Source organism: Fluviispira multicolorata, from assembly GCF_009208585.1.
Taxonomy (GTDB): Bacteria; Bdellovibrionota_B; Oligoflexia; order Silvanigrellales; family Silvanigrellaceae; genus Silvanigrella; species Silvanigrella multicolorata.
Map to the genome: position 1 here is coordinate 18454 of NZ_WFLN01000012.1, position 21335 is coordinate 39788.

The window sequence follows — 21335 nt, forward strand, 5'->3', positions numbered from 1 at the left end:
GAACTATTACTTAATGAGAACAAATGATGAAAAAATATATTAAAAACCATGAACTTCTCGAACCATTAAATAATGTTCCCCATGCATTTGCGAAATTTCGAATTAATGCGGATAAACATCCCATAAATATAATTGAAGAAATTGCTTTGGGTCAATCTCTAGGTGCTTGGGACTCTCAACATGTCGATATTGAAATATTAAGAAAAAAAATTGCAAAAATCATTAATATTGAAACTAATAATAATTATCACGAAGCAACCGTTGCATTTCCTATTGATATTTGGCATCGAAAACTCTCATGGCTTATGACAATTCTATTTGGTAAAATGAGTTTTTTTGAGGGAGTTCAGCTTAACTCAGTTTGGTTTTCTAATGATTGTTTTGACAATATTAATTTAATCGGACCCAAAAATAATATAAATTCTATACGAAATCAAGTTGGTGTAAATAATAAAGATCCGCTTTTAATGGGTATTTTAAAACCAAATGTAGGAATGAGTTCAGAAAAAATAGCTTTCCTATATGTTGAAGCGGCCGAAGCTGGTATTCATTTATTAAAAGACGATGAAATTCGCCATGATCTTTCTCCATTGGAAAGTTTAAAAAGAGTAGCACTTGTTGCCAATGAAGCTCAAAAAAGAAATTTAAAAACCTTGTATGCCGTCCACTTACAAATTGAAGGAAATAAATTTATTGAGCATGCTAAATCTTTGGAAAGTGCTGGCGCAAATGCTTTTTTAATTAATACATGGATTACAGGCATTGAAGTGCTTCAGGAACTCAGAAAAGTAACAAGTCTTCCTATAATGTCGCATCCTGCGCTCGTTGGAGCTTTCGGTATTCAAGAAGAAAATGCAACTATACATCCTAGAGTTACTTTAGCACAATTTATAAGAGCCGCAGGCGCTGATTTCAGCTTATTTCCAAGCCCTTATGGTAAATTAGGACTTAATAAAGAAATTGCTCTCGATGTAGCGAAAAACTGCCTTGTAAATAACGAAAATTGGCGAATAAATGGAATGACTCCTGTTCCAAGCGCGGGAATTAAACCAGAACATGCGCCCTTAGCAAAAAAAGATTTCAGTGAAGACTTTATTTTAAATGCGGGTACCGGTATTTTTTCACATCCAAATGGAATTCAAAAAAGCATTGAAGAATTTAGAAAAGAATTATATTAATCATGAGAACATATCAAAAATATAATAAAGATGCCTCATTTTTTTCTTTATCTTTGAATGAAAGAATTGAATTAAATTCTTTATGCGAAACAGTGTGCAGACTCGACAAACGTCAAGCCATTCCTGCAACAAGCAGCAATTTTAGTATAAGATCAAAATCTGCGGAGTTCCTAATTACAAAATCTGGTATTCATAAGAGAAATCTCAATCCAAGTCATTTTATTCGTACCAATTTTTCGGGCATTCCCCTGCATCCACTGGCACCAAAACCAAGCGACGAAACTCTGCTGCATGCCCTTATTTACAAAAATTTTAGCAATGCAAATGCAATATTGCATTGCCATGCACCCGAACTTGAAGTTTTTAGTTTAGAAAAAACTGAAAAATCCACTTTTAGTAAGCAAAATTCTTCTTTTATTAGACATAGTTTATATAAAATAAAAGGTCATGAACTTTTAAAAGCTTTGGGTTTAAAATCGCATAGTGAAGATTATTACCTTCCAATTATTGAGAATCATCAAAATATGCTCTTACTTTCACAAGAGATTGAAAGCATTTTTATTAAAATAGAAACTCCTTCTCCGCTGTGTGCTTTTGTTTTAGAAAATCATGGAATTTACTGTTTTGGTAACTCAATTTCTCAGGCAGAACTAAGACTTGAAGCTATTCTTCACCTTGCAAATAATCTAAAGTAGTCTCCCCTCATCTCCGAAAACTTTCTGTTGAGATCCTTCTTTCTGAAGCCTTATTTTAAGTGAGTAGGAGGCCTTTTTGTCAGAAAAAATAATAAATATTAGACTTCCATTGACTGTAAAAATCGCCTCAAGTCTCATTTTTATTATTTTCTTTGTTGTAAGCATTTATACATATTTTGATATAAAAAGAACCCGTACTCAAATGGAATTAGATGCTAAAAAAAATACTTTAGCGGCCTTTACCTCAGCTATTCCAATCATTGAAAATGGAATTTGGGGTTTGGACATAACACTTATAGAAACGACTTTAAAACAAGTCTTAAAAAACCCAATAGTCGATTCAGTTCTTGTTTTTGATGAGAGTGGCAAAGTGTTTGCCACTTTTGATAAAGACGCAGATGGAAGATCTTACTCTCTCAATAATTACTTAAATGATAATGACATTCAAAATATAAATACAAAAAAAGAAAATAGTATATTTGAAAAGAAAATAAAGAAAGAAGAAAAAGTTATTATTGCCACAGCTCTTTATTCAAAAGAAAATCACCTAAGAAAAGAAACAATTTTTAAAATTGGTTACTTTGTAATGACTTATTCAACTCAAAATATTACAGAGATTATCAATGAAACAATCACTAAATCTATTTTACTCTCATTCTTATTAGGCGTCGTTATTATTATAACTAGCTTTCTTTATATTAGACAACTCATAATTCTACCATTAACTGAACTCGAAAAATCGAGTTTAAAAATTGCAAAAAATGAATTTATTCAAACTAAAAAAAGAAAAAGTTATATTGGTGAAGATGAGATAGATAGTCTAATTAATAATTTCAATTTGATGGTTATTCAAATTATTAAATTTATTGCAGAACAAAAAGAACAACAGCGTATGGCTAATGAACTTGAAATGGCAAGAATAGTTCAAGAGTCTCTCATACCAAATGCAAAAAATTTAAGAGTTGGTCATTTTGAATTGTCAAGCTATTTTAAAGCTGCCTCTGAATGTGGAGGAGATTGGTGGCATTTTTATCCTTTAGCAAATAAAAAAATATTAATTATGTTGGGAGATGTAACTGGGCATGGAACGCCAAGTGGAATGTTGACTGCTGCCGTTAAAGGTTATTGCGATTCTATCTATTCAAAAAACGAAATAAACCCCGCAAAAATCCTAGAAGAACTTGACATTGTTGTTCGTTTAAGTGGAGATAAAAACAGACTTATGACAATGTTTGCCGCAATTATCAGTCCAATTGATGAAACAATTACTTTCGCAAATGCTGCGCATAATTTCCCATTTCTTATTAAAAAAGACAGTGATAAAAATCAAATAAATATAACGACACTTGTTATAAATGGAAAACGATTAGGATATTTAAATAAAAATTTAGATGAAAAAGAAATTATTTACGAAGTGAATACAAAAAAATTTAGTACAGGAGATATTTTATTTGTTTTCTCAGATGGCCTAGTCGAGGCAAAAAATAAAGATAAACAAGAATATTCAGAACGAAGACTGAGAAAATTATTAACTAAATTCGAAACAAAAAATACATCTGAAATGATTGAAGAAATCTCTTTAGACTTAAAAAACTTTGCTCAAGATGAAATTTTTGATGATGATGTAAGTTTTGTATTTTGCAAAATGTGTTCTGATGAAGACACATCTTATTCGCATGAAATGCTAAAATATTTTGAAAAAGATAAAAATAAAAGTCTAGATTCTGATAAGTTTCTTAAAAATGTATCCTAGGATATTTTTGCCCATAATATAGGCAAAAATTACTAATAACACATTCTTGCCTATCTCTATCCTCATCTTTTTAACGATAATTTAAATAGATTATTTATTTTAAGGAGGATACAAAATGCTTGATGAAATTGAATTTCAAATTTGTGATACTGATTTTAAGAATCCAGATATTGACTTTCTTGAAATTGAATTAAATCCTCCAGTCTCTGAAGAAGATATTCGGTATGCACAGCTCGAAGAGCTTATTTTTAGAGATAAAAAAAATGAATTTACAAAAAGAGTTCCCATTTCAGTTTATTACAACTCAGGAGTTTCCTGGACTCCCCTTAAAATTCAATAATCAAATACAAGGATTTGTTTTACTTGCCAAACAAAATTCAAGTATTTCACAAAATTTAAAAGACTTTTTAAGCCTTAAAAAAGATTCAAATATTTTAACACTTGTTTGCTCAATTATAGATAAAATCGATGCAAGTGAACTCGTAATTATAAAAAAACTATTACCAAATCTTTCTCACATTGCTAATTTTGGAGTAGGTTTTAATAATATCGATGTTAAATCAGCAAAAGAGCTCGGAATTCGTGTTACAAACACCCCAGGTGTTTTAACCAATGCAACTGCTGATATTGCTCTAACGCTTTTATTATGTGTCACGCGACGCATTGGTGAAGGCTATCTAATCATGAAAGAGAATGGCAAATACCCAGGTTGGAGTCCAACTTATATGCTGGGCAGCAGCTTGCAAAATAAGACCTTAGGCATTGTTGGCTATGGACAAATTGGCAAAGCATTTGCTAAACGAGTCCAAGCGCTGGGTATGAAATGCGTTGCTTTAAAGAGCTCTCAATGGTCACACCTAGAAAATAAAGTAAATGATATAGAGAGATTAGAAGAAGAAGAGTTTCTTAAAAGCATTGATGTTCTATCTCTAAACTGCCCCCTCAGTGAACACTCAAAAAAATGGTTGAATTTTAAGCGCATTTCAATGATAAAAGCTGGGTCATTCGTTATAAATACCGCTCGAGGCGAGCTTATTGATGAGCAAGCCCTAGCGGATGCTCTCAATAGCAATCATCTAGCGGGGGCTGGACTTGATGTTTTTTGTAACGAACCTAATTTGTCATTAGAACTTCAAAATTCAAAAAACCTATTTGTTATACCTCATTTGGGAAGTGCAACACACGAAACTCGGAGGGCAATGGGGGAAAGAGTATTTGAAGCTATAAAATCGCATTATATTGAAAGGTATGAAAAGCATGAAACAGGAGTTTTGCTCTTTCAAGTAAATTAAATGAATTTTTTGAGATTTTTAGTTCTTGTTGTCTTTTGTTCTTTAAACTTTCATGCTTGTTCGGCTCCTTCTAAAGCTCCTTTTCCGTTAGGAACAGAGATTGAATGGGAAGAATTGCTCAAGCAAAATAATTCTTCTATTGCAAAAGATTTTATTCATTCTTCAAAAATCATTCATGATCGATTGCTTTATAAAGGAATTCCATATGAAAAAGATGGAATTTCACAATTCTGGGAAAACAGATATCAAGCATCTCAAGATAAATTTAAGTTTATGCGAAAATATGGTGTCGATTGCACACGCCTCCTGCGCTACCTTTTTCGCAATATGTTGCAGTTACCTTATAATTCGTTATTCACTGAAGCTCCCATTATCAGTCATACTTTTGCAAATATAAATTCACAAAATGCAAAACAGCTTAGAAATTTTATTCGTGTACCTCAAAGTAAAAATGGTTTTCGTCCTCAAACAGGTGATATTCTAGCTTTTCCAGGACATGCGATTGCGGTGCTTGATCCTAAAAATTGTATTTCTATTCAATCAAGCAGTTGGGTTTGTAAAAATATTAAAGATGGACGATGCGTTGAAGCAGAAATGGGAAAATATGCGGGTGTTGCTATTTATAAATTAGCAAGCAATCGCTTTTGTTCAAATGGATTATGGAAAGGAATGGATGGAGATCACAATAAGTTTACAGTTGCATGGAGGCATAGGGCTTTCACAACTTGGATTTCCGAGATGCCAAAGCATGCATTTACTAGCAAAAGAATTTTTTTAACAGGCAAAAATATTGCAGGTAAATATATTTATTTTGAAGGAAGCAATAAAGCTGTTCGCACAACACTAAATAAATATAATAAAAAAAATGGACTCCAATCGGTTTTTGTTCTCGTGCCAAATGATGCAAAATCAGGAAAAATAAAAATTTACTGGGGAACAGGTCGACCCACGCTCCTGAAAACAGTTGATTCAAGTCTTTCAATTATAATTAACAAAAAAGGTTTGGTAAGAAATAAATAAGTTTCTTTATAAAACATTCCACACTATTTAAAAGATTTACGTTCGTTTCTGGTAAAAGCAGAATAAATTGACAAAGTAATTTTATGTTTATTTTTTTTTAAAAATACTTTTAATTTTCATGAAAGTAATTTATAGTGTTCGACATAAGTAGCATTCCTTTTTTATATGTGTCTAGAGATAAAGTATTGCAAGCCTCTTACAATATAAATGTTAATTATTAATTTTTTTTGGGAATCTATTTTAAATTTCAATCAATCAAGGAGTTTTTATGAAAAATATTTTCTTAATTTTATCCGCAATATTAACTATATTTATAATGCCCATATCAATGGCTTCTAATTTTGATAATGGAAGCACAATTTTTGGCCCTTTAGTTGCAAACGCTACAACTTACGATAAGCAAATTAAAGTTTTAGGACCAGTAAAATCAACTGATTCTATTTTTAATGGTGAATTAAAAATACTTGGCCCGATTGAAGCCATAAATTCAAAAATCAATAAAAATTCTGAAATTTATGGAGATATTAAATTCACAAATTCGACAGCAACTGCAAAAATAGTAACAAAAGGCAAAACAAATCATTTTTTAAACGGCTCTAGCTTAAAGGATCTTACTTTATTAAAGCCAGACTTTGGAAGCCAAACAGTATTAATTGACAATTCTATTGTTAATGGTGATATAAAATTTGAAAAAGAAGGAGAGGTTATTTTAAGAAATAATGGAAAAGTTACCGGAAATGTAATAAATGGGAAAATTATTACAAATTAATTATTTTTATTTAGAATTATAGGCGAAGTTAATTAAAACTTAGGGACCTGCACCACAATACTCAAACCTTTAGAATATTTAAAACCGAGACAACAAGCATAGGCATGTTTTTGATGGCCATCAAAACAAAGTAAATCCCCTTCTTCAACAACAAAGTATTCACTTTCCACCATAATTTCAAAGGAGCCTGTTTGACAATAAAAATACTCTTCAGTTCCTGGAGAATGAGGAGAGCCAGGAAAACGCTCACCTTCATTTAAAATATATTCTTGCAATATAAGGTAACGAGAATTTTCTGGAGTTAAAAGTGCAATATCAACAGTTTTAGTTAAAACTTCACCTGTTTCAATAAGTTTTTTTGTGACTTTCGTATAGTCCTTCTTCTTTCGTAGCACAGCAGTTGGCACTGGTTTTTTCAAGAGTGAAGACATTTCCACACCAAGTCCCTGCGCAATACCAACTAAAACCTGTAATGTTGGATTTCCTTCTCCTCGCTCTAAACTTGCAATTGTGCTACGAGGAATTCCTGATCTTTCTGAAAGTTGTTCTTGGCTCAGTCCATATTCACGACGAAATGATTTCATATGTATTGCAATATACTGACCAAAACTATCAGATTTATCTGTCTCTATGTTTCTCGACATAAGCTAGACACTCCAAAAACTCCTGTGAAGGGTTTGTATTTCTATATAAGAGGGCAGATTTTGCATCAAATAAAACAAAAAGCTGCTCGTTAAAGCTATATATTGATTATATCTAAGATGACAACAAGGAATGTGGCCATGAAAAAACAAATCAAATATATAACTATAAGTTTCATCTGTCTTTTTCTAACAGGATGCATGTCACAGAAAAATTCTTCAATGCAAAGAACCTATTTTGGAGATTATGCTGAACCCAAAAATGTTTCGGTTGCATGGAATTCTCTCTATGCAGAAAATCCATCTCCCGAAGTTAGAAAATTTCTATCTTATTCGCAAGATATTAAAAAAAACATCTATCAACGAGGAATACCCTACCCAGCCAAAACGCTTTCCTCAAATTGGGATCGCAATTATTTGAGAGCATCTGATAAATATAATTTTATGCGAAAAAATGGGGTGGATTGCACTCGTTTTCTTTGGCATTTATATGCAGGAGAAATGAATTTACCTTACAACTCTAAATATAAAAACTCTGCAATACTCAGTCATACTTTTGCAAAAAAACAGATCGATCAAGAACTTAAAAATTTTGTGCCACTTAAAAAATACAAAAATGGTTTCCAACCAAGAACGGGTGATATACTTGCTTTTCCAGGACACGCTCTCGCAGTTCTAGACCCTAAACAGTGCATTGCCATTCAATCTACTTCTTGGGCCTGTGAAAAAATGACCGCGAAAGGGCAGTGCCATAAGGGAACGCAAGGAAAAAATGCTGGAGTTGTGATCTACAAATTAATGAATAAAACTGACTGTACAAATGGCATTTGGAATAAATTAGATTCTCAAAAAAATAAATTTACTGCTGGCTGGAGGCACAAAGCATTAAACACTTGGATTGAAAAAATCCCACAAAAAACAAAAACAAATCAGACAATCACTCTTATTGGACATAATATTTCGAGAAGATATATTTTTTTCAATGGAAATACAAACCCTGTAAAAACATCTTATGCATTAAAAGTCTTTAAAAGCTCTAATGGTTATCCACTCGATTTAGTAAAAGTAACAGTGCCTAAAAATGCTATCAGTGGGAAAATTAAAATTTATTGGGGCAATGATTTAAAGCCAAACATAACTCAAACCGTATCTTCTAAAAGAGAAATTATTATTGAGAATAATAATAAATTACTTACTAATAATAGTGTCCAAATAAAATAAAACATCATTTAAATTATCAAATATTGGGTGTTTTAACATGGATGAGTCTTTATTCAAATAAGGAGATCTCCTAAGCCATATTCCATGAAGCCCCGCATTTTGTGCACCAAGAGCATCATCAAACAGTGAATCTCCTATGTGAATTGCATTTCTGAGTTCAACACCTAAAAGAGAACAAGCATAGTGAAATGTTTCAGGATCAGGTTTTCCTTTAGGAGTATCATCTGCACTAATAACAACATCAAAACAATCTATCACATTTAATGCTTTTAGCATTGCATTTATTCTATTTCCCCAATTTGTTATCAGTCCTGTTTTGATGCTAATTCCATCGATGTTTCTTTCACGTAATGCAGATAAAAGTTTAATAGAGTCGGGAAATAATTCAACTCCCAACGCACTTGTATTTGATCCACCTAAAATTGTACCAGATGCATCGACAAATATTGCATACTTTACATTATTTTGATTTAAATTCATTTATAAAACCGTTTCCTGCACTATTTGATTAACAATATTTGAAACACTCCTTTTTTCTGCCAAAGATCGAAAATTTACAATGCATCTATGACGTAAAACAGCCGGAGCAATTTCTATGACATTTTCAAATTGAACTTCCTTTTGGCCTCGAATAACCGCAAAAGCCTTACTCGCAATTAAAAGAGCTTGAGTTGCTCTTGGGCTGGCACCAAAATCAAGATAATCTCGCGCGACTGAGAGTTTTGATTCAAGTGGTCTCGTATTTCTCACTATTCTCACAATTCCTTGTAAAAGATCATCTTTGATTGGAACATTTTCAATGACTCGTCTTGCCTCTAACAAAATAGAAACAAGAGGGATAGCATCGAGATCATTTTCCATTTGTGAAAGGCTTGCTATTTTTACCTCAGAATCAAAGTCTGGGTATGGAATTTCAAGATTAAGTAAAAACCTATCAAGTTGTGCTTCGGGAAGAGGGAATGTACCTTCATTTTCAATTGGGTTTTGCGTAGCAAACACAAAAAAAGGTTTGGGTAAAGGACGAGAAATACCTTCAATACTCACCTGTCTTTCTTGCATTGCCTCTAATAAAGCAGATTGAGTCCTTGGAGAAGCTCGATTGATTTCATCGGCGAGAATAAAAGGTGCAAAAATAGGTCCTGGGGTAAAACCAATTTTTTTTAAGTCAGGATCTTTATCATCAAATTGAATTGTATAACCTCCCAATATATCGAAAGGAGTAAGATCAGGAGTGAATTGAATTCTTTTATATCCACAGCCAAGGGCTTTTGCTAAATTTCTAACCAATGTTGTTTTTGCAACCCCTGGAGCTCCTGTTAAAAGAGCGTGACCATTGCACAAAACGGTCAAAACAATTTGTTCAATAATTTCTTTTTGGCCAAAGACTTTACTATTAAGCAGTTCGCTTAGTTTTGCAGAAGCTTGGGTAATTTCTTGAAAATCTTTCATGTCTTCCCACCCTTTCTTTTGAAAGTTTACCATTGTAAAAAGCTTATCTCTTTGCAAGGAAAAGGGAAAGAGCCTTCATAAATGCATATAAAAAGCAACAGTTAAAGTATGAGCAAAGATATCCTATATCTCTAAAATTCTGAAAAACATAAGTGATATTTTTTGCTCTTCACATATTTGAAAAATAAAGGTAGTTCATACACGAGGACCTTATAGAGGAGTACCCTTCAATGGCCGACAATTTAAGAGTAAAAACACTTGTAGTAGGAGCGGGAGCTTTTGGAACAGCTATTGCAGCTTGTATTCATAACGAAAATAATGCAGTAACAATTATAGCGCGCAGTCATAAAAATTTTTCAAATTTAAAAAAACACGATATTTTAAAAGAATGTGAGCTGCAAACTTTTGACGAATTTAACACTGATTTTAGCGAATTTAAACTTATAATATTAGCAATACCATGCCAAAGCTTACAAAAAGTCAGTGAATGGATGCTAAAAAAATGGTTATTAGTCAGAAATTGTAATGAAATTATCAGCACTCCTAAACTCAATATTATTTCTGCTGCTAAAGGAATTGAACAAAAATCATTAAGATTGCCATACCAAGTTTTAGAAAATTTTTGGCAAAATAATGCCGAAATAGGGAGTTTAAGTGGTCCAAGTTTTGCAAAAGAAATGCTACTTGGCCTTCCAACTTGCGTTGTTGTTTCCTCAAAAAGCTCTGAGTTACTTTCTATTGCAGCTCAAATACTACACAGTCCTTATTTTAGAGTTTATGACTCAAATGATATTGTAGGGGTTGAAATTGCGGGTGCTTTAAAAAATGTGATTGCCATGGTTGCCGGCGCAGTTGATGGACTTGAGCTTGGCTACAATGCACGTGCAGCAGTCATAACACGTGGACTGTCCGAAATTGCGAAAGTAGGAGTTCAATTGGGAGCTGATCCAATGACATTTTTAGGATTAAGCGGGGTAGGAGATCTTATCTTAACCTGCACTGGAGATCTTTCGCGCAATCGTCAATTCGGCTACCGCATTGCAAAAGGCGAAAGCAAAGAAAATATAATTGATTCTATGGCAGGACAGGTCATTGAAGGAATTGCCACAACCCAAAGTGCATATGAACTTTGCAATAAATTAGGGATTGAAACATCTATTTTAAGCGCAGCATATAAAGTTATTTATGAGGACATGCCAATTAAAGATGCCGTTACTTTATTAATTGATAAAGAACAGGGCAGAGAATTTAAATGGAAATAAATAAAGCTAAGATCATTTAGGACTACGAGGATATCCGAGTTTATGAATTTTTCTCCTCTCGAACCCATACTTATTGAAGTTATTTCAACTTTAATAGCAGCCCCTAATAAAACAAAAATAATAATTGTAAATACTGAATCTGACGCTCAAAAAGTTGAAGAATTAGTAAAACAATTTACCTCAGATATTTTTACAGAAGAAGATATAATTCATATCCCCGGATATTTTCAGGCAGGTGTTTTTCGCTTTGAATCTTCACGTAAAATTATTGCAAAACGTATAGCAGCATCTTATTCATTGAAAACTCATTTTCCAAGAATTATTATTTGTAGTGTTGCTGGTTACCTTAGAAATTTTCCAGATCATAAATGGATCAACGAAAATAAATTTGACATTAAAATTGGGGACGATCTCGATCCTGATCTCCTCATAGAACAACTTTCCCGTCTAGCTTATTTAGAAGTTCAAAGAGTTGAAGAAGTTGGAGAGTTCTGTGTCCGAGGTTCCATTGTCGACTTTTGGACTCCAGGCGAAAAAACGCCCTCACGTATTGAAATATTTGGAGACACGGTTGATAAAATTCGTTCTTTTCGTTCATCGGATCAAAGATCATTTCAAACTCTTGAAAGCCTTGTTCTTCTCCCGTCACGAGAATTTGTTTGGCCTTTTCCAAGTCAACTTGAAAAAGCATTAGAGAAATTCAATCACACTATTTTAGGTCAAAAAGTAATGGGCGTTGGCAGAGCAAATTTATTAGAAGATCTGCGCGCGAATATTCAATTTCCTGGAATTGACGATGTTTTTTATATGTTTGCCCCAAGTATATTTCCAGCATTTCATACATATATTTCTTCACTGGCAATTGAAAAAAACTATGAAATTTCTTTTGAACTAATAGAGACGTATGAAAATTTTCAAAAATCTGTTCATGAAATTGAAAAACTTTATGAGAACTCATATAATTCTGCTATGGGCAAAAATTACCCAGTTGGTAAAATAGAATCTGTTTTTCCTAATCTAGAAAATGCTAAGAAAAAATTAAATTCTGGAAATTCAAATAAAAGTTCTTTTACTATTCCTGAAGAAATTTCTTCAGAATTAAAACAATTAGAAAAACAAAAATTTTCTGGACGTATTAAAAAAATTAAAGAATTATTAGATAATAAGAATTCAAAAGTAGAAAATATTTTATTTTTAGCAAACTCGAAAGAAACTTTCATAGAATTTTCTGGCATTGCTGCTAAATATATTGAAGACTTTTCATTAATTGAAGATATAAAAGAAATATCGACTTTTTCCGTTCAAGAAATTTTAGCTGATAACTTAACGTCTTCAAAAATTTCAAATAATATTTTCTGTAGCATTTTAAATACATCTGGTGGTTTTTACCTTCCAAATTCTCAAACTCTAGCTATTTCTGAAACATGGCTGAGGAATGTAGCAAGTTTTGAGCGATTTGAAAACTTTAATTCGGATGAAGATAATAGCTCAACGACAAAATCGAATACGGAAGCCTTTTTATCTGCTCAGTTTTCCGATTTTATAGAAGGCGATCTCATTGTCCACATTCAACATGGTATTGCACGTTTTCGTGGACTAATGACAATTAAAATTCTTGACATTACAGGGGATTTTCTAGCTCTTGAATATGCAGGCAATGATAAAATTTATGTTCCTGTCCATAAATTAAATTTAATTCAAAAATATATTGGATCTTCCGAAAGCACTTCTCTTGACACTCTAAAAAGCTCATCTTGGGAAAAAAGAAAACAAAAAGCAAAGATAGATGTTGAAAAACTTGCAAAAGAACTCATGGAACATCAAGCACGCAGAGCTATGACCCCAGGACATGCCTTTGCAACAATTGATGAAGACTACATCGCCTTTGAAGATGCTTTTCCCTACGACGAAACACTCGATCAAACCCGAGCCATAAAAGAAATTATGCTTGATATGAACAAACCAAAAGCTATGGATAGGCTTTTATGTGGTGATGTTGGTTTCGGTAAAACCGAAGTTGCAATGCGTGCAGCTTTTCGTTGTATTTTAGATGGAAAACAAGTTGCTTGGCTTGTACCTACTACAGTGTTAGCCCATCAGCACTTTCGTTCCCTTATAGAACGTTTTCAAGATTTTGGTGTTCATATCGAAGTGCTCGATCGTTCCATTACTTCAGCAAATAAAGTTCTAGTAAAAATAAAAAAAGGTGAAATCGATATTTTAATTGGCACTCACAGAATACTTTCAAAAGACATCGATTTCCGTGATCTTGGGTTACTCATTGTAGATGAAGAACAGAGATTTGGAGTTCTTCAAAAAGAAAAAATTAAAAGCATGTCTTATGGAATCGATGTTCTCACAATGACAGCAACACCCATTCCAAGAACATTACAAATGTCAATGGTTGGATTAAGGGATTTAAGTCTCTTAACAACTCCACCAAAATCACGTCTAGCAACAAAAACTTTTGTTTGTCCTTTTGAAGAATCCACTATAAAAGATTGCATTTTATTTGAATTAAATCGAGGAGGACAAATATTTTATGTGCACAACAGAGTCGAAGAATTAGAAACCGTTCTTAAATATTTACAAAACTTGTTACCTCAAGCTAAAATAGCAATTGGCCACGGGAAAATGAGTCAAAAAGATTTGGAAAGTACCATAATTAATTTCCTCGATGGTAAATTTAATATTTTATTGTGCACCACAATTATTGAATCTGGTATAGACATGCCGAATGTAAACACAATAATTGTGCAAAATGCGAATCATTTTGGTCTTGCTCAACTTTATCAATTAAGGGGCCGTGTCGGACGACGCTCAACGAGAGGGTACGCATATTTATTAACTTCACAAAATGCAAGTGAAGATGACGAAGGAATGAAAAGGCTAAATATATTAAAAGAGCACCAAGAACTTGGCAGTGGCTTTGTAATTGCTAGTCATGATATGGAAATGCGCGGCTCAGGAAATATATTAGGGGATGAACAAAGTGGTAAAGTAAGTGACGTTGGTTTAGAAACTTATTTACAAATGCTAGACGATGCAATTAAAATTCTTGGTGGAAATAAAGTAACAAACGTGACAGAGGTTGAAATATCTATTCCTCTCACTGCCCAAATTCCAGAAAATTATATTGTTAATTCTAAAGATCGCTTGCGTACATACCGTCGTTTTTTTGGTGCTCGTTTAGAAAACTCATTGCAAAACCTTATCACAGAATGCGAAGATCGATTTGGACCACTTCCTGAAGAAGTAAAAAATCTGGCTGAACTTGCACGCATTCGTAGATGGTTGCTTTTATTTGGGGCACTTTCCCTCACTGTAGGAGAAGAGGCCACTGAAATTCGCCTCGACAAAGGTGTGTTGCAACCTGATATTTCTGATGACACAAGCGAAGAACTCGTAAAACGAATTTTAGACGTGTGTAACAGAAAAACCAAAGGCATGCGAATCACACCAGATGGAAGACTCATTTTTGCAATCCGCAAGAAAAACTTTATTCAGGACAAATTGGGTGCCGTTAGTGAATTGAAAAGAATTTTGAGTCTCCTTGCTGGAGAAGCATATGAAGGAAATTCGTCCAAGAATTAGTTTTTCTAAATATTTTCTTTTTAAATTTATTTATATGTTTTTTGCATGTTTAATTTTTAAATCGTACGCACAACTTCCATCTTCATTAACAAAAGATTTTCTTCCCACTTTAAAATCAGGACCTCCCTCATCTATTTATGCTTCATATGACTTAGAAATCCCCTTAAAGGTAACACTATCTGAGAATCTAACTTCAAAAAATTCTACAATCTCTTGGATTTTAAATAGCAAAAAAATATGTACAGGTACATCTTGTGAAATTCTTTTAAAGGAAAAAGATTATAAAGAATTAACTCCTATACTTTTTATTATTGCAACAAATAGTTATGGTGGAACAACATATTCTTATGAATTTAAAATGCATACAAGACAAGGTTTTGAATCAGATAAGTGGAATAAAGAAGTTGCATATTTAAAAAGAGATGCAATTCCAAAAAGTGCTCAAAATCCACCAAATTACTCTAGTCAAAATGCAGTAGCTTTGTTTGGTAAAGGAACACTTATTCAAAATGATTATATGCTTTATATTGGAAAAGTTTCCAGAAGTTTTGTATGGAAACAAGGCTATTTTCAAACAGATAATCTTGATTCATTAAGAATAACAGACTCCGAATCTGGTGTATGGTTTTTGCTCCCTTCAACACGCCTCACTCTTCAAGACCAAAGTGATGATGTTAATGCGCGCGTTGTAGAATTAAATTTTGGAAATATAAGAACAAAAGCATCTGGCAACCTGTATGATACAGATGAAAAAACAAAAGATTTTAAAAATAAAATGATTATTTTAACCGATGAAACTCAACTCAATATTCCCAGAGGAGGCGATGCACTCATAACTCGTGAAACCGATAAAAAAGGAGAATTTTTTACTCGAGTTATTGCTATTGGAGGTGCAATTGAAATTTTACCGAATTTAAATAGTGTAAATGAACAGGAAAAAGAAAAATATAAAAACATAACTTTAGGTTCTGGCATGGAACTTATAATATATGGCAAAGGAAAATTACTACCTGTTACTTCACCTAAAAGAGAAACAATAGATAATTTCCTCGCTTTCACAACAACAGCCGATGAACTTCAAGCACGCAAACTTTCTGCCAATATTCTCAATTTGGATGAAGTATTAGAAAAGGCTGCAATATTAGCTGAAAACGAAGAATATTTTGAATTGCTTAATTTACTTGCGCCTTATCAAGCAGAGTTTAATAAAAATGCTTTGCTACCTTATTATTATGGATTTGCAAAAAAAGGTTTATTTCAAACATACGAAGCAAAAAAATACTTTTTAATGTCACAAAAACTTGATAATAATTTTCCACTTTCACATTGGCAACTCGGACTCATTTATTTGGATGAGAAAAAATATAGCGAAGCTTTAAATGAACTCCTAATTGCCCGAAAAAATATGAAAACAGAAGAAAAATATATACATGAATATGAATATTATGTAGGTGTCGCATATTATTTTAAAAACATGTTACAAGAAGCAAAACGAGCATTTAAACGTGCCGTATGGGATAACGACCTAGATGCAGCACTCAGACAATCAGCTGCTGAGTTTTTAAAAAAAATAAATATCGATAAACCATGGAGCTTAATTGTCCCTGTGGGAATCCAATACGATGGAAATATTCTTTCAATTGCACAAAATCAATCTCTTCCTTCTCAATATTCAACAAAAGCAGGCTGGAGAAGTGTTATTGGAGGTTTATACAACTATGATACAAGCAAAGAAAGTGATAATGCAGGCTGGTTTTTAGGCGGAGGTGGAAAAGCATTTTATGTTAAGAATTTCACATCTGACTATACAAGCTTAGATACCATCATTTTAGAAGGAAGTGTATTTGAAACAAATCGAAATTATTTAGAAGTAAATGGAAAAAAGGAAAAGCAAGGATATAGGTTATATCAAACAGCAGGAACTATTATAGTTAATAATGCTTTTGACACACAATATTTAATCTTTGGTATTAACTATAAAGAGCTTGAATTAAATATGGGTATTCAAATTGATATTTCAGATAGAAGTACTTTAAATCAAAAAAGTGGACTCATATATAATCAATACTATACATATAGCTTTGGAAATTATGGAGTCTTTAGTTGGGATATTTCTTTGCAAGGTCAAGAGCAAATCATGTTTAATACGACATCTGCAGTTGGGCACTCTCTCGAAGCAATTGCAACACCTAGCGCAACTTATGCATTAGATTCTAAAACGAGTTTTAAATTAAGTACAACTTTTGATTTTCTCTATACGTTCTTAAACCCGCTACAAAGTAACTATAAATTTATTCCAACCGCATCTGCTAATTATTTTTTCCTAGATTGGTTGATTGGAACTTTCAATCTCACGTATGAATATGATATTGTTTTCCCAGGACCAAGCACAGTCAATCGTCCTGGGTTTGCACTTTTATTTACTGGCATATTTTAAAAGAAAATCGAATGGAAAATCACAATAAAATTGAACAATATTTAAAAAAATTTATATTAATGGATTATTCAAAAAATTCAAGAGTACACTCTTTAAAAACTTACCAGTATTCTAATGCTGAAGTGTTTGTAAAAAGAGATGATGAGCTCGGTTTTGGAGTCAGCGGATCTAAAATTAGAAAGTATATAAGTCTTATACCCACTTTAAAAAAAGAACAATATAAAGAAGTTATCATTTTAGGAGGCCCATATTCAAACAATATTTTATCAGCAGTACAGCTTTTAATTGAAAATGGTATAAAACCAATCTTATTTTTTGACAGACGAAATAAAAAAACACCCTTAGGGAATTTTCTCCTTACATCCCTTTTTTTAGATGAAAGTTCAATTCAATGGCTTGAAAAGGATGATTTTAATAAGAAAAATGAAATCATAAATTTATATAAAGAAAAGCAATTAAAAAAAGGTGTTCGAGTGGGATTTATAAATGAAGGTGCTCTCATGTATGAAGCTTTCCCTGGAGCATGCACATTAGCACTCGATATATTAAGGAATGAGCAAGAAAAATCTTGTTATTTTGATCATATAATTATTGACTCAGGAACTGGTTTAACAGCAATTTCTCTCATTTTATGTTATAGTTTATTGCAATTAAAAACAAAAATTCATATTTTACTTATTGCTGGAACTGAAAAAGAGTTCAATAATTCTTTAAATTTATTAAAAAATAATTTCGAAGCTGATATAATACAAAAAATAAAATTACAAGATACATATAAATTATATTCCCCTCAAAGTGCAAAATCCTTTGGTTCGGTGAATAAAAAAATTATGAATAACATAGCTTTTATTGCAAAAAATGAAGGAATACTAACCGATCCTATTTATAGCTCAAAACTATTTCTTGAAGCTAGAAATATTATTAATGAAAAAAATCTCAGTGGAAAAATACTCTTAATCCATTCAGGTGGAAGTCTAACTCTTTTTGGTTTTACAGAAAAACTTCAAGAATTAATATAGTTCATCCTTTTCATTCATACAAATTTAATAGCTCAATTGTCTGCAACAAAATTATCTTTCTGAGTTTTTAACGCGTATGTAAACTCATAATTTATTTTCATTGTTATACTATTTTCACGAGATGAAATAACAGTATTTGAATTAAAAATAAGAGGATAATTTTTATTACCATGCCCAAAAATATTTGCTTTATATACTGGTATATTAATTTGCTCTGCGAATCTCTCTAAAGCAAAACCGACGAAAGCATCACCATTTATAAATTCCCCAAGCAATATTGCTTTTGCATTTTTAAATATGCCTGCCTGTTTTAAATGATTGAGACTTCGATCTAAAGCATATCCTTTTGTACCAATATCTTCAATAAATATAATTTTATCATTACCATTTATCTGCCATTGAGTTCCTAAACTATTATTTAATAATTCAAGATTGCCACCAGTTAATACGCCATCAACTTGATCAATTAAGTGCGCCTGCTTATTAAATGGTTTAATTCCTTCATATTTAAGATCTTCACTTTTTCCAGAAAGAATATCTGTTATGATTGAAAAATTCTTAGGATCTTTTTCAGTCTTTAGCAACTCAGACAACATTGCGCCATGAATTGTCTTCCAACCCCATTTTTGAGTTAAAAACAAATGCAAAAATGTAGCATCACTGTATCCAATGAACACTTTCTCATTCGCTGGTTGCTTTAATTTTGCAAGTGATTCATACAGACGTGCAGAGCCATAACCTCCTCGTACAGACCATATTATGGATGAATTATTATTAAAAGAATTTTTTAGCTGTTCAAAACGCATTACATCTGAATTTGAATTGTAAGGTACAATCTGGCTAAGCAAATTTTCTGGTACAAGCAATTCTAGAAGTTCTTGATTTTGAAAATACTTTAACTCATCTCTAGTAACACCTGAAGAGGGAGCTACAACATTAATCGGAACTTGATTGAGAGTGCTCACAAAAAATCGTTCATCTAAAACAGAATTTACTTTAATTTTTGGTTCTCTTATTTTAGTCGTACTTATACAATAAGAATGTTTACAACTTATTATGAGAGAGCATAAAAAAACTACTAAAAAAAATCGTTTAAAGAATCTTACAACACATTTATTCATTTTTTATTCCACTAATTTATTTAAACACAATTATTTTATTCTTAGATAACTACACTTGAGTAGCGCTCAGATGAGTGTACTACACAATCCATATCCAGAGTTCAATATTTATTTATCAAATAGAACATAAGACATTGATTTCAAAGTAATGATATCTAAACTTACTACGAGAAAAGTTAAAATAACTTTGCTTCATTGATTTATATTGAATACTCAATCATGTAGGAGAATATCTAACATTTACAAAAAAATATTCATTAATAATACAGAATTTAAAATTTTATAACTTTAATTTAATGGCACGTAAAATTATTAGCTTCTCCAACCAACGAAACATTCATATTTCCATTGATTAAAATATTTGGAGAACAATTTAAGAATTGTGGAATCAAAAAGCCAAAATCTTTTTCAATCACTCCAGATAAATTGATTTTTAAATCTAAACTAATTTGAGTAGGTTTTGTAGGATCTGGAAAAGTTTCCCAAAATCCACCTACATTTATAGAAACATTTTGTGTTTTCAATTCAATTTCTTTATCTAAATAAAACCGTTTACTATCCCATTTTATATTAACTGCTGCTTTACTAAAATCTTGCTTTGGAATGTTTAATGTTTCATTTTGTATATTTAAATATGCTTTATCTAAAGTCAAACGTATATTAGCATAATTTTCTCGAAATTTAATTTTTCCATTTAAATTTCCTCCCATAGTTGTTTTAGAAATTACTGGAGTAAGAACTGCAAATTCTGTTTTATTACTTGATTTTATCACAGATAAAAACTGTGAAAAAATGGTGTTTAACGGAAAATTTGTAAGAAAAACATCTAAATATTTTAACGTTACTATACCAGATAAAGCATCAATTAATGAAATACTTGCTGACGTGTACAAAGTACCACCAGTTTGTAGCGCCTTTAAATCAATTGAAATTCGCCCGATAATAAAAGGTAAAACAGATAACTTTACAATTACATTATTTAAAATAAAAGGAGGGGAATCATCTAAAATATTTTTAACTTCAACATCATTAAGCTCTAGACCCGTAACCCAGTATGGTTTTATGTCTCCAATTTTTACAACTAAGGGTATTTTTTCTTTTTGAATTGCTAAATTTATTTTCCGACTCAAATTATCTTTTATAAGATCATAAGGAAATGTCTTGTAAAGAAGAATTAAAAAGAAAAACACGCCAAAAGTAATAATTTTAATTAATTTTTTTTTATTCATTTATAACTCTTGTTTTTCAGAAGGAATGACTCCATCAACAGTTATGGCAACATCAAAGTATAGTTTTGCTTCGGATAAAGATTTTATATTTAACTTTGACACGACAAATTTATTTGGAAGATCTTCAACAGTCTTAATATATTCCATAATCTTTTTAATACTTACATTAGAGAGTTTAAAGTCAATTGAGATTTTCTTAAATTGCCCCGCAAATGGACTTTGATTTGGCAATTGAGAGACTATTGGTCTATCTGGAAATCCAGAAGCTTGAATACCAAGTTCTTTTGCTTTTGCTTCTAACATTGATGATATTGAAATATTTAAATTTTCACTTTTCAAATTATTAACTAGCAGTAAAAACTTATCTTGAACTGCCATATAAGAAGGTTTCATATTATTCAATGCTAAAGTATTTGAATATGCTCTATTTAAATCATTTTGGAGAAAATATAGACCTAAAAAATAAAAAATAATTATGAATAAAATTAAGGCAATAGTTGTCGCGATTGTTGACACAATTATTACTATTCTTCGTTCATGATTTAATTTATAAAAATATTCAATTGCAATTTCTAAACGAGAGTTATTTTCACCAAAAATAAAAACTTTTACATTCGTTAAAATGCGAGAGATATCTTCTGAGTAACGTGACATT

Annotated in this window: 18 protein-coding genes; 12 read left to right on the forward strand and 6 right to left on the reverse strand. The window is 31.7% G+C overall.

Features of this window, described 5'->3' with window-relative positions; all coding sequences use genetic code 11:
• The first annotated feature begins 23 nt into the window (after positions 1-23).
• From GCL57_RS14430 to GCL57_RS14455, 7 genes are all read left to right on the forward strand, one after another.
• On the forward strand, positions 24-1178 hold the full coding sequence (locus GCL57_RS14430) for a RuBisCO large subunit C-terminal-like domain-containing protein (RefSeq protein WP_152214060.1): 1155 nt from the start codon (positions 24-26) through the stop codon (positions 1176-1178).
• A gap of 2 nt (positions 1179-1180) precedes the next feature.
• Complete coding sequence (locus GCL57_RS14435; protein WP_152214061.1) at positions 1181-1873, forward strand: class II aldolase/adducin family protein; 693 nt, start codon at positions 1181-1183, stop codon at positions 1871-1873.
• Between the two features lie 76 nt (positions 1874-1949).
• Complete coding sequence (locus GCL57_RS14440; protein ID WP_152214062.1) at positions 1950-3626, forward strand: SpoIIE family protein phosphatase; 1677 nt, start codon at positions 1950-1952, stop codon at positions 3624-3626.
• 115 nt (positions 3627-3741) lie between these two features.
• Positions 3742-3966 (forward strand): hypothetical protein, encoded by a 225-nt coding sequence (locus GCL57_RS14840; RefSeq protein ID WP_161597780.1) that lies wholly within the window; start codon positions 3742-3744, stop codon positions 3964-3966.
• The gene (locus GCL57_RS14445) at positions 3890-4918 is read left to right on the forward strand and encodes an NAD(P)-dependent oxidoreductase (protein ID WP_161597781.1); all 1029 of its coding nucleotides are present in this window, start codon (positions 3890-3892) and stop codon (positions 4916-4918) included. Before GCL57_RS14840 ends, GCL57_RS14445 begins: the two co-directional genes overlap by 77 nt.
• Complete coding sequence (locus GCL57_RS14450; RefSeq protein WP_152214064.1) at positions 4919-5938, forward strand: hypothetical protein; 1020 nt, start codon at positions 4919-4921, stop codon at positions 5936-5938. It abuts the gene before it with no gap.
• Between the two features lie 268 nt (positions 5939-6206).
• The gene (locus GCL57_RS14455; RefSeq protein ID WP_152214065.1) at positions 6207-6707 is read left to right on the forward strand and encodes a hypothetical protein; all 501 of its coding nucleotides are present in this window, start codon (positions 6207-6209) and stop codon (positions 6705-6707) included.
• A 32-nt stretch (positions 6708-6739) separates the two neighbouring features.
• On the opposite strand, the gene GCL57_RS14460 is transcribed toward GCL57_RS14455, so the two are convergent.
• Complete coding sequence (locus GCL57_RS14460) at positions 6740-7351, reverse strand: helix-turn-helix domain-containing protein (protein WP_152214066.1); 612 nt, start codon at positions 7349-7351, stop codon at positions 6740-6742.
• Positions 7352-7489: 138 nt separating this feature from the next.
• On the opposite strand from GCL57_RS14460, the gene GCL57_RS14465 reads away from it, so the two are divergent.
• On the forward strand, positions 7490-8569 hold the full coding sequence (locus tag GCL57_RS14465) for a hypothetical protein (protein ID WP_152214067.1): 1080 nt from the start codon (positions 7490-7492) through the stop codon (positions 8567-8569).
• Here GCL57_RS14465 and GCL57_RS14470 read toward each other — a convergent pair.
• Both GCL57_RS14470 and GCL57_RS14475 read right to left on the reverse strand, forming a co-directional pair.
• Positions 8537-9049 carry an HAD family hydrolase gene (locus tag GCL57_RS14470; RefSeq protein ID WP_152214068.1) on the reverse strand — a complete coding sequence of 171 codons (513 nt, stop codon included), beginning with the start codon at positions 9047-9049 and terminating at the stop codon, positions 8537-8539. The two genes, GCL57_RS14465 and GCL57_RS14470, sit on opposite strands and share 33 nt — an antisense overlap.
• Complete coding sequence (locus GCL57_RS14475; RefSeq protein ID WP_161597782.1) at positions 9050-10018, reverse strand: AAA family ATPase; 969 nt, start codon at positions 10016-10018, stop codon at positions 9050-9052.
• 230 nt (positions 10019-10248) lie between these two features.
• On the opposite strand from GCL57_RS14475, the gene GCL57_RS14480 reads away from it, so the two are divergent.
• Genes GCL57_RS14480 through GCL57_RS14495 form a run of 4 tightly spaced genes read left to right on the forward strand, consistent with a single transcriptional unit; the run spans position 10249 to position 18330 of the window.
• Positions 10249-11280, forward strand: coding sequence for an NAD(P)H-dependent glycerol-3-phosphate dehydrogenase (locus tag GCL57_RS14480; protein ID WP_152214070.1), 1032 nt, complete (start codon positions 10249-10251; stop codon positions 11278-11280).
• Between the two features lie 42 nt (positions 11281-11322).
• Entirely contained in the window at positions 11323-14874 is a 3552-nt protein-coding gene (gene mfd / locus GCL57_RS14485; RefSeq protein ID WP_152214071.1) for a transcription-repair coupling factor, read from the forward strand.
• Entirely contained in the window at positions 14849-17311 is a 2463-nt protein-coding gene (locus GCL57_RS14490; RefSeq protein ID WP_152214072.1) for a tetratricopeptide repeat protein, read from the forward strand. Before mfd ends, GCL57_RS14490 begins: the two co-directional genes overlap by 26 nt.
• Before the next feature lie 11 nt (positions 17312-17322).
• Positions 17323-18330 carry a 1-aminocyclopropane-1-carboxylate deaminase gene (locus GCL57_RS14495; RefSeq protein WP_152214073.1) on the forward strand — a complete coding sequence of 336 codons (1008 nt, stop codon included), beginning with the start codon at positions 17323-17325 and terminating at the stop codon, positions 18328-18330.
• 32 nt (positions 18331-18362) lie between these two features.
• On the opposite strand, the gene GCL57_RS14500 is transcribed toward GCL57_RS14495, so the two are convergent.
• From GCL57_RS14500 to GCL57_RS14510, 3 genes are all read right to left on the reverse strand, one after another.
• The gene (locus tag GCL57_RS14500; protein ID WP_152214074.1) at positions 18363-19451 is read right to left on the reverse strand and encodes an LD-carboxypeptidase; all 1089 of its coding nucleotides are present in this window, start codon (positions 19449-19451) and stop codon (positions 18363-18365) included.
• A 293-nt stretch (positions 19452-19744) separates the two neighbouring features.
• Positions 19745-20680: a hypothetical protein gene (locus tag GCL57_RS14505; RefSeq protein WP_152214075.1), complete on the reverse strand. Its 936-nt coding sequence runs from the start codon at positions 20678-20680 to the stop codon at positions 19745-19747.
• Positions 20681-21334: a hypothetical protein gene (locus tag GCL57_RS14510; protein WP_152214076.1), complete on the reverse strand. Its 654-nt coding sequence runs from the start codon at positions 21332-21334 to the stop codon at positions 20681-20683.
• Position 21335 lies beyond the last annotated feature (1 nt).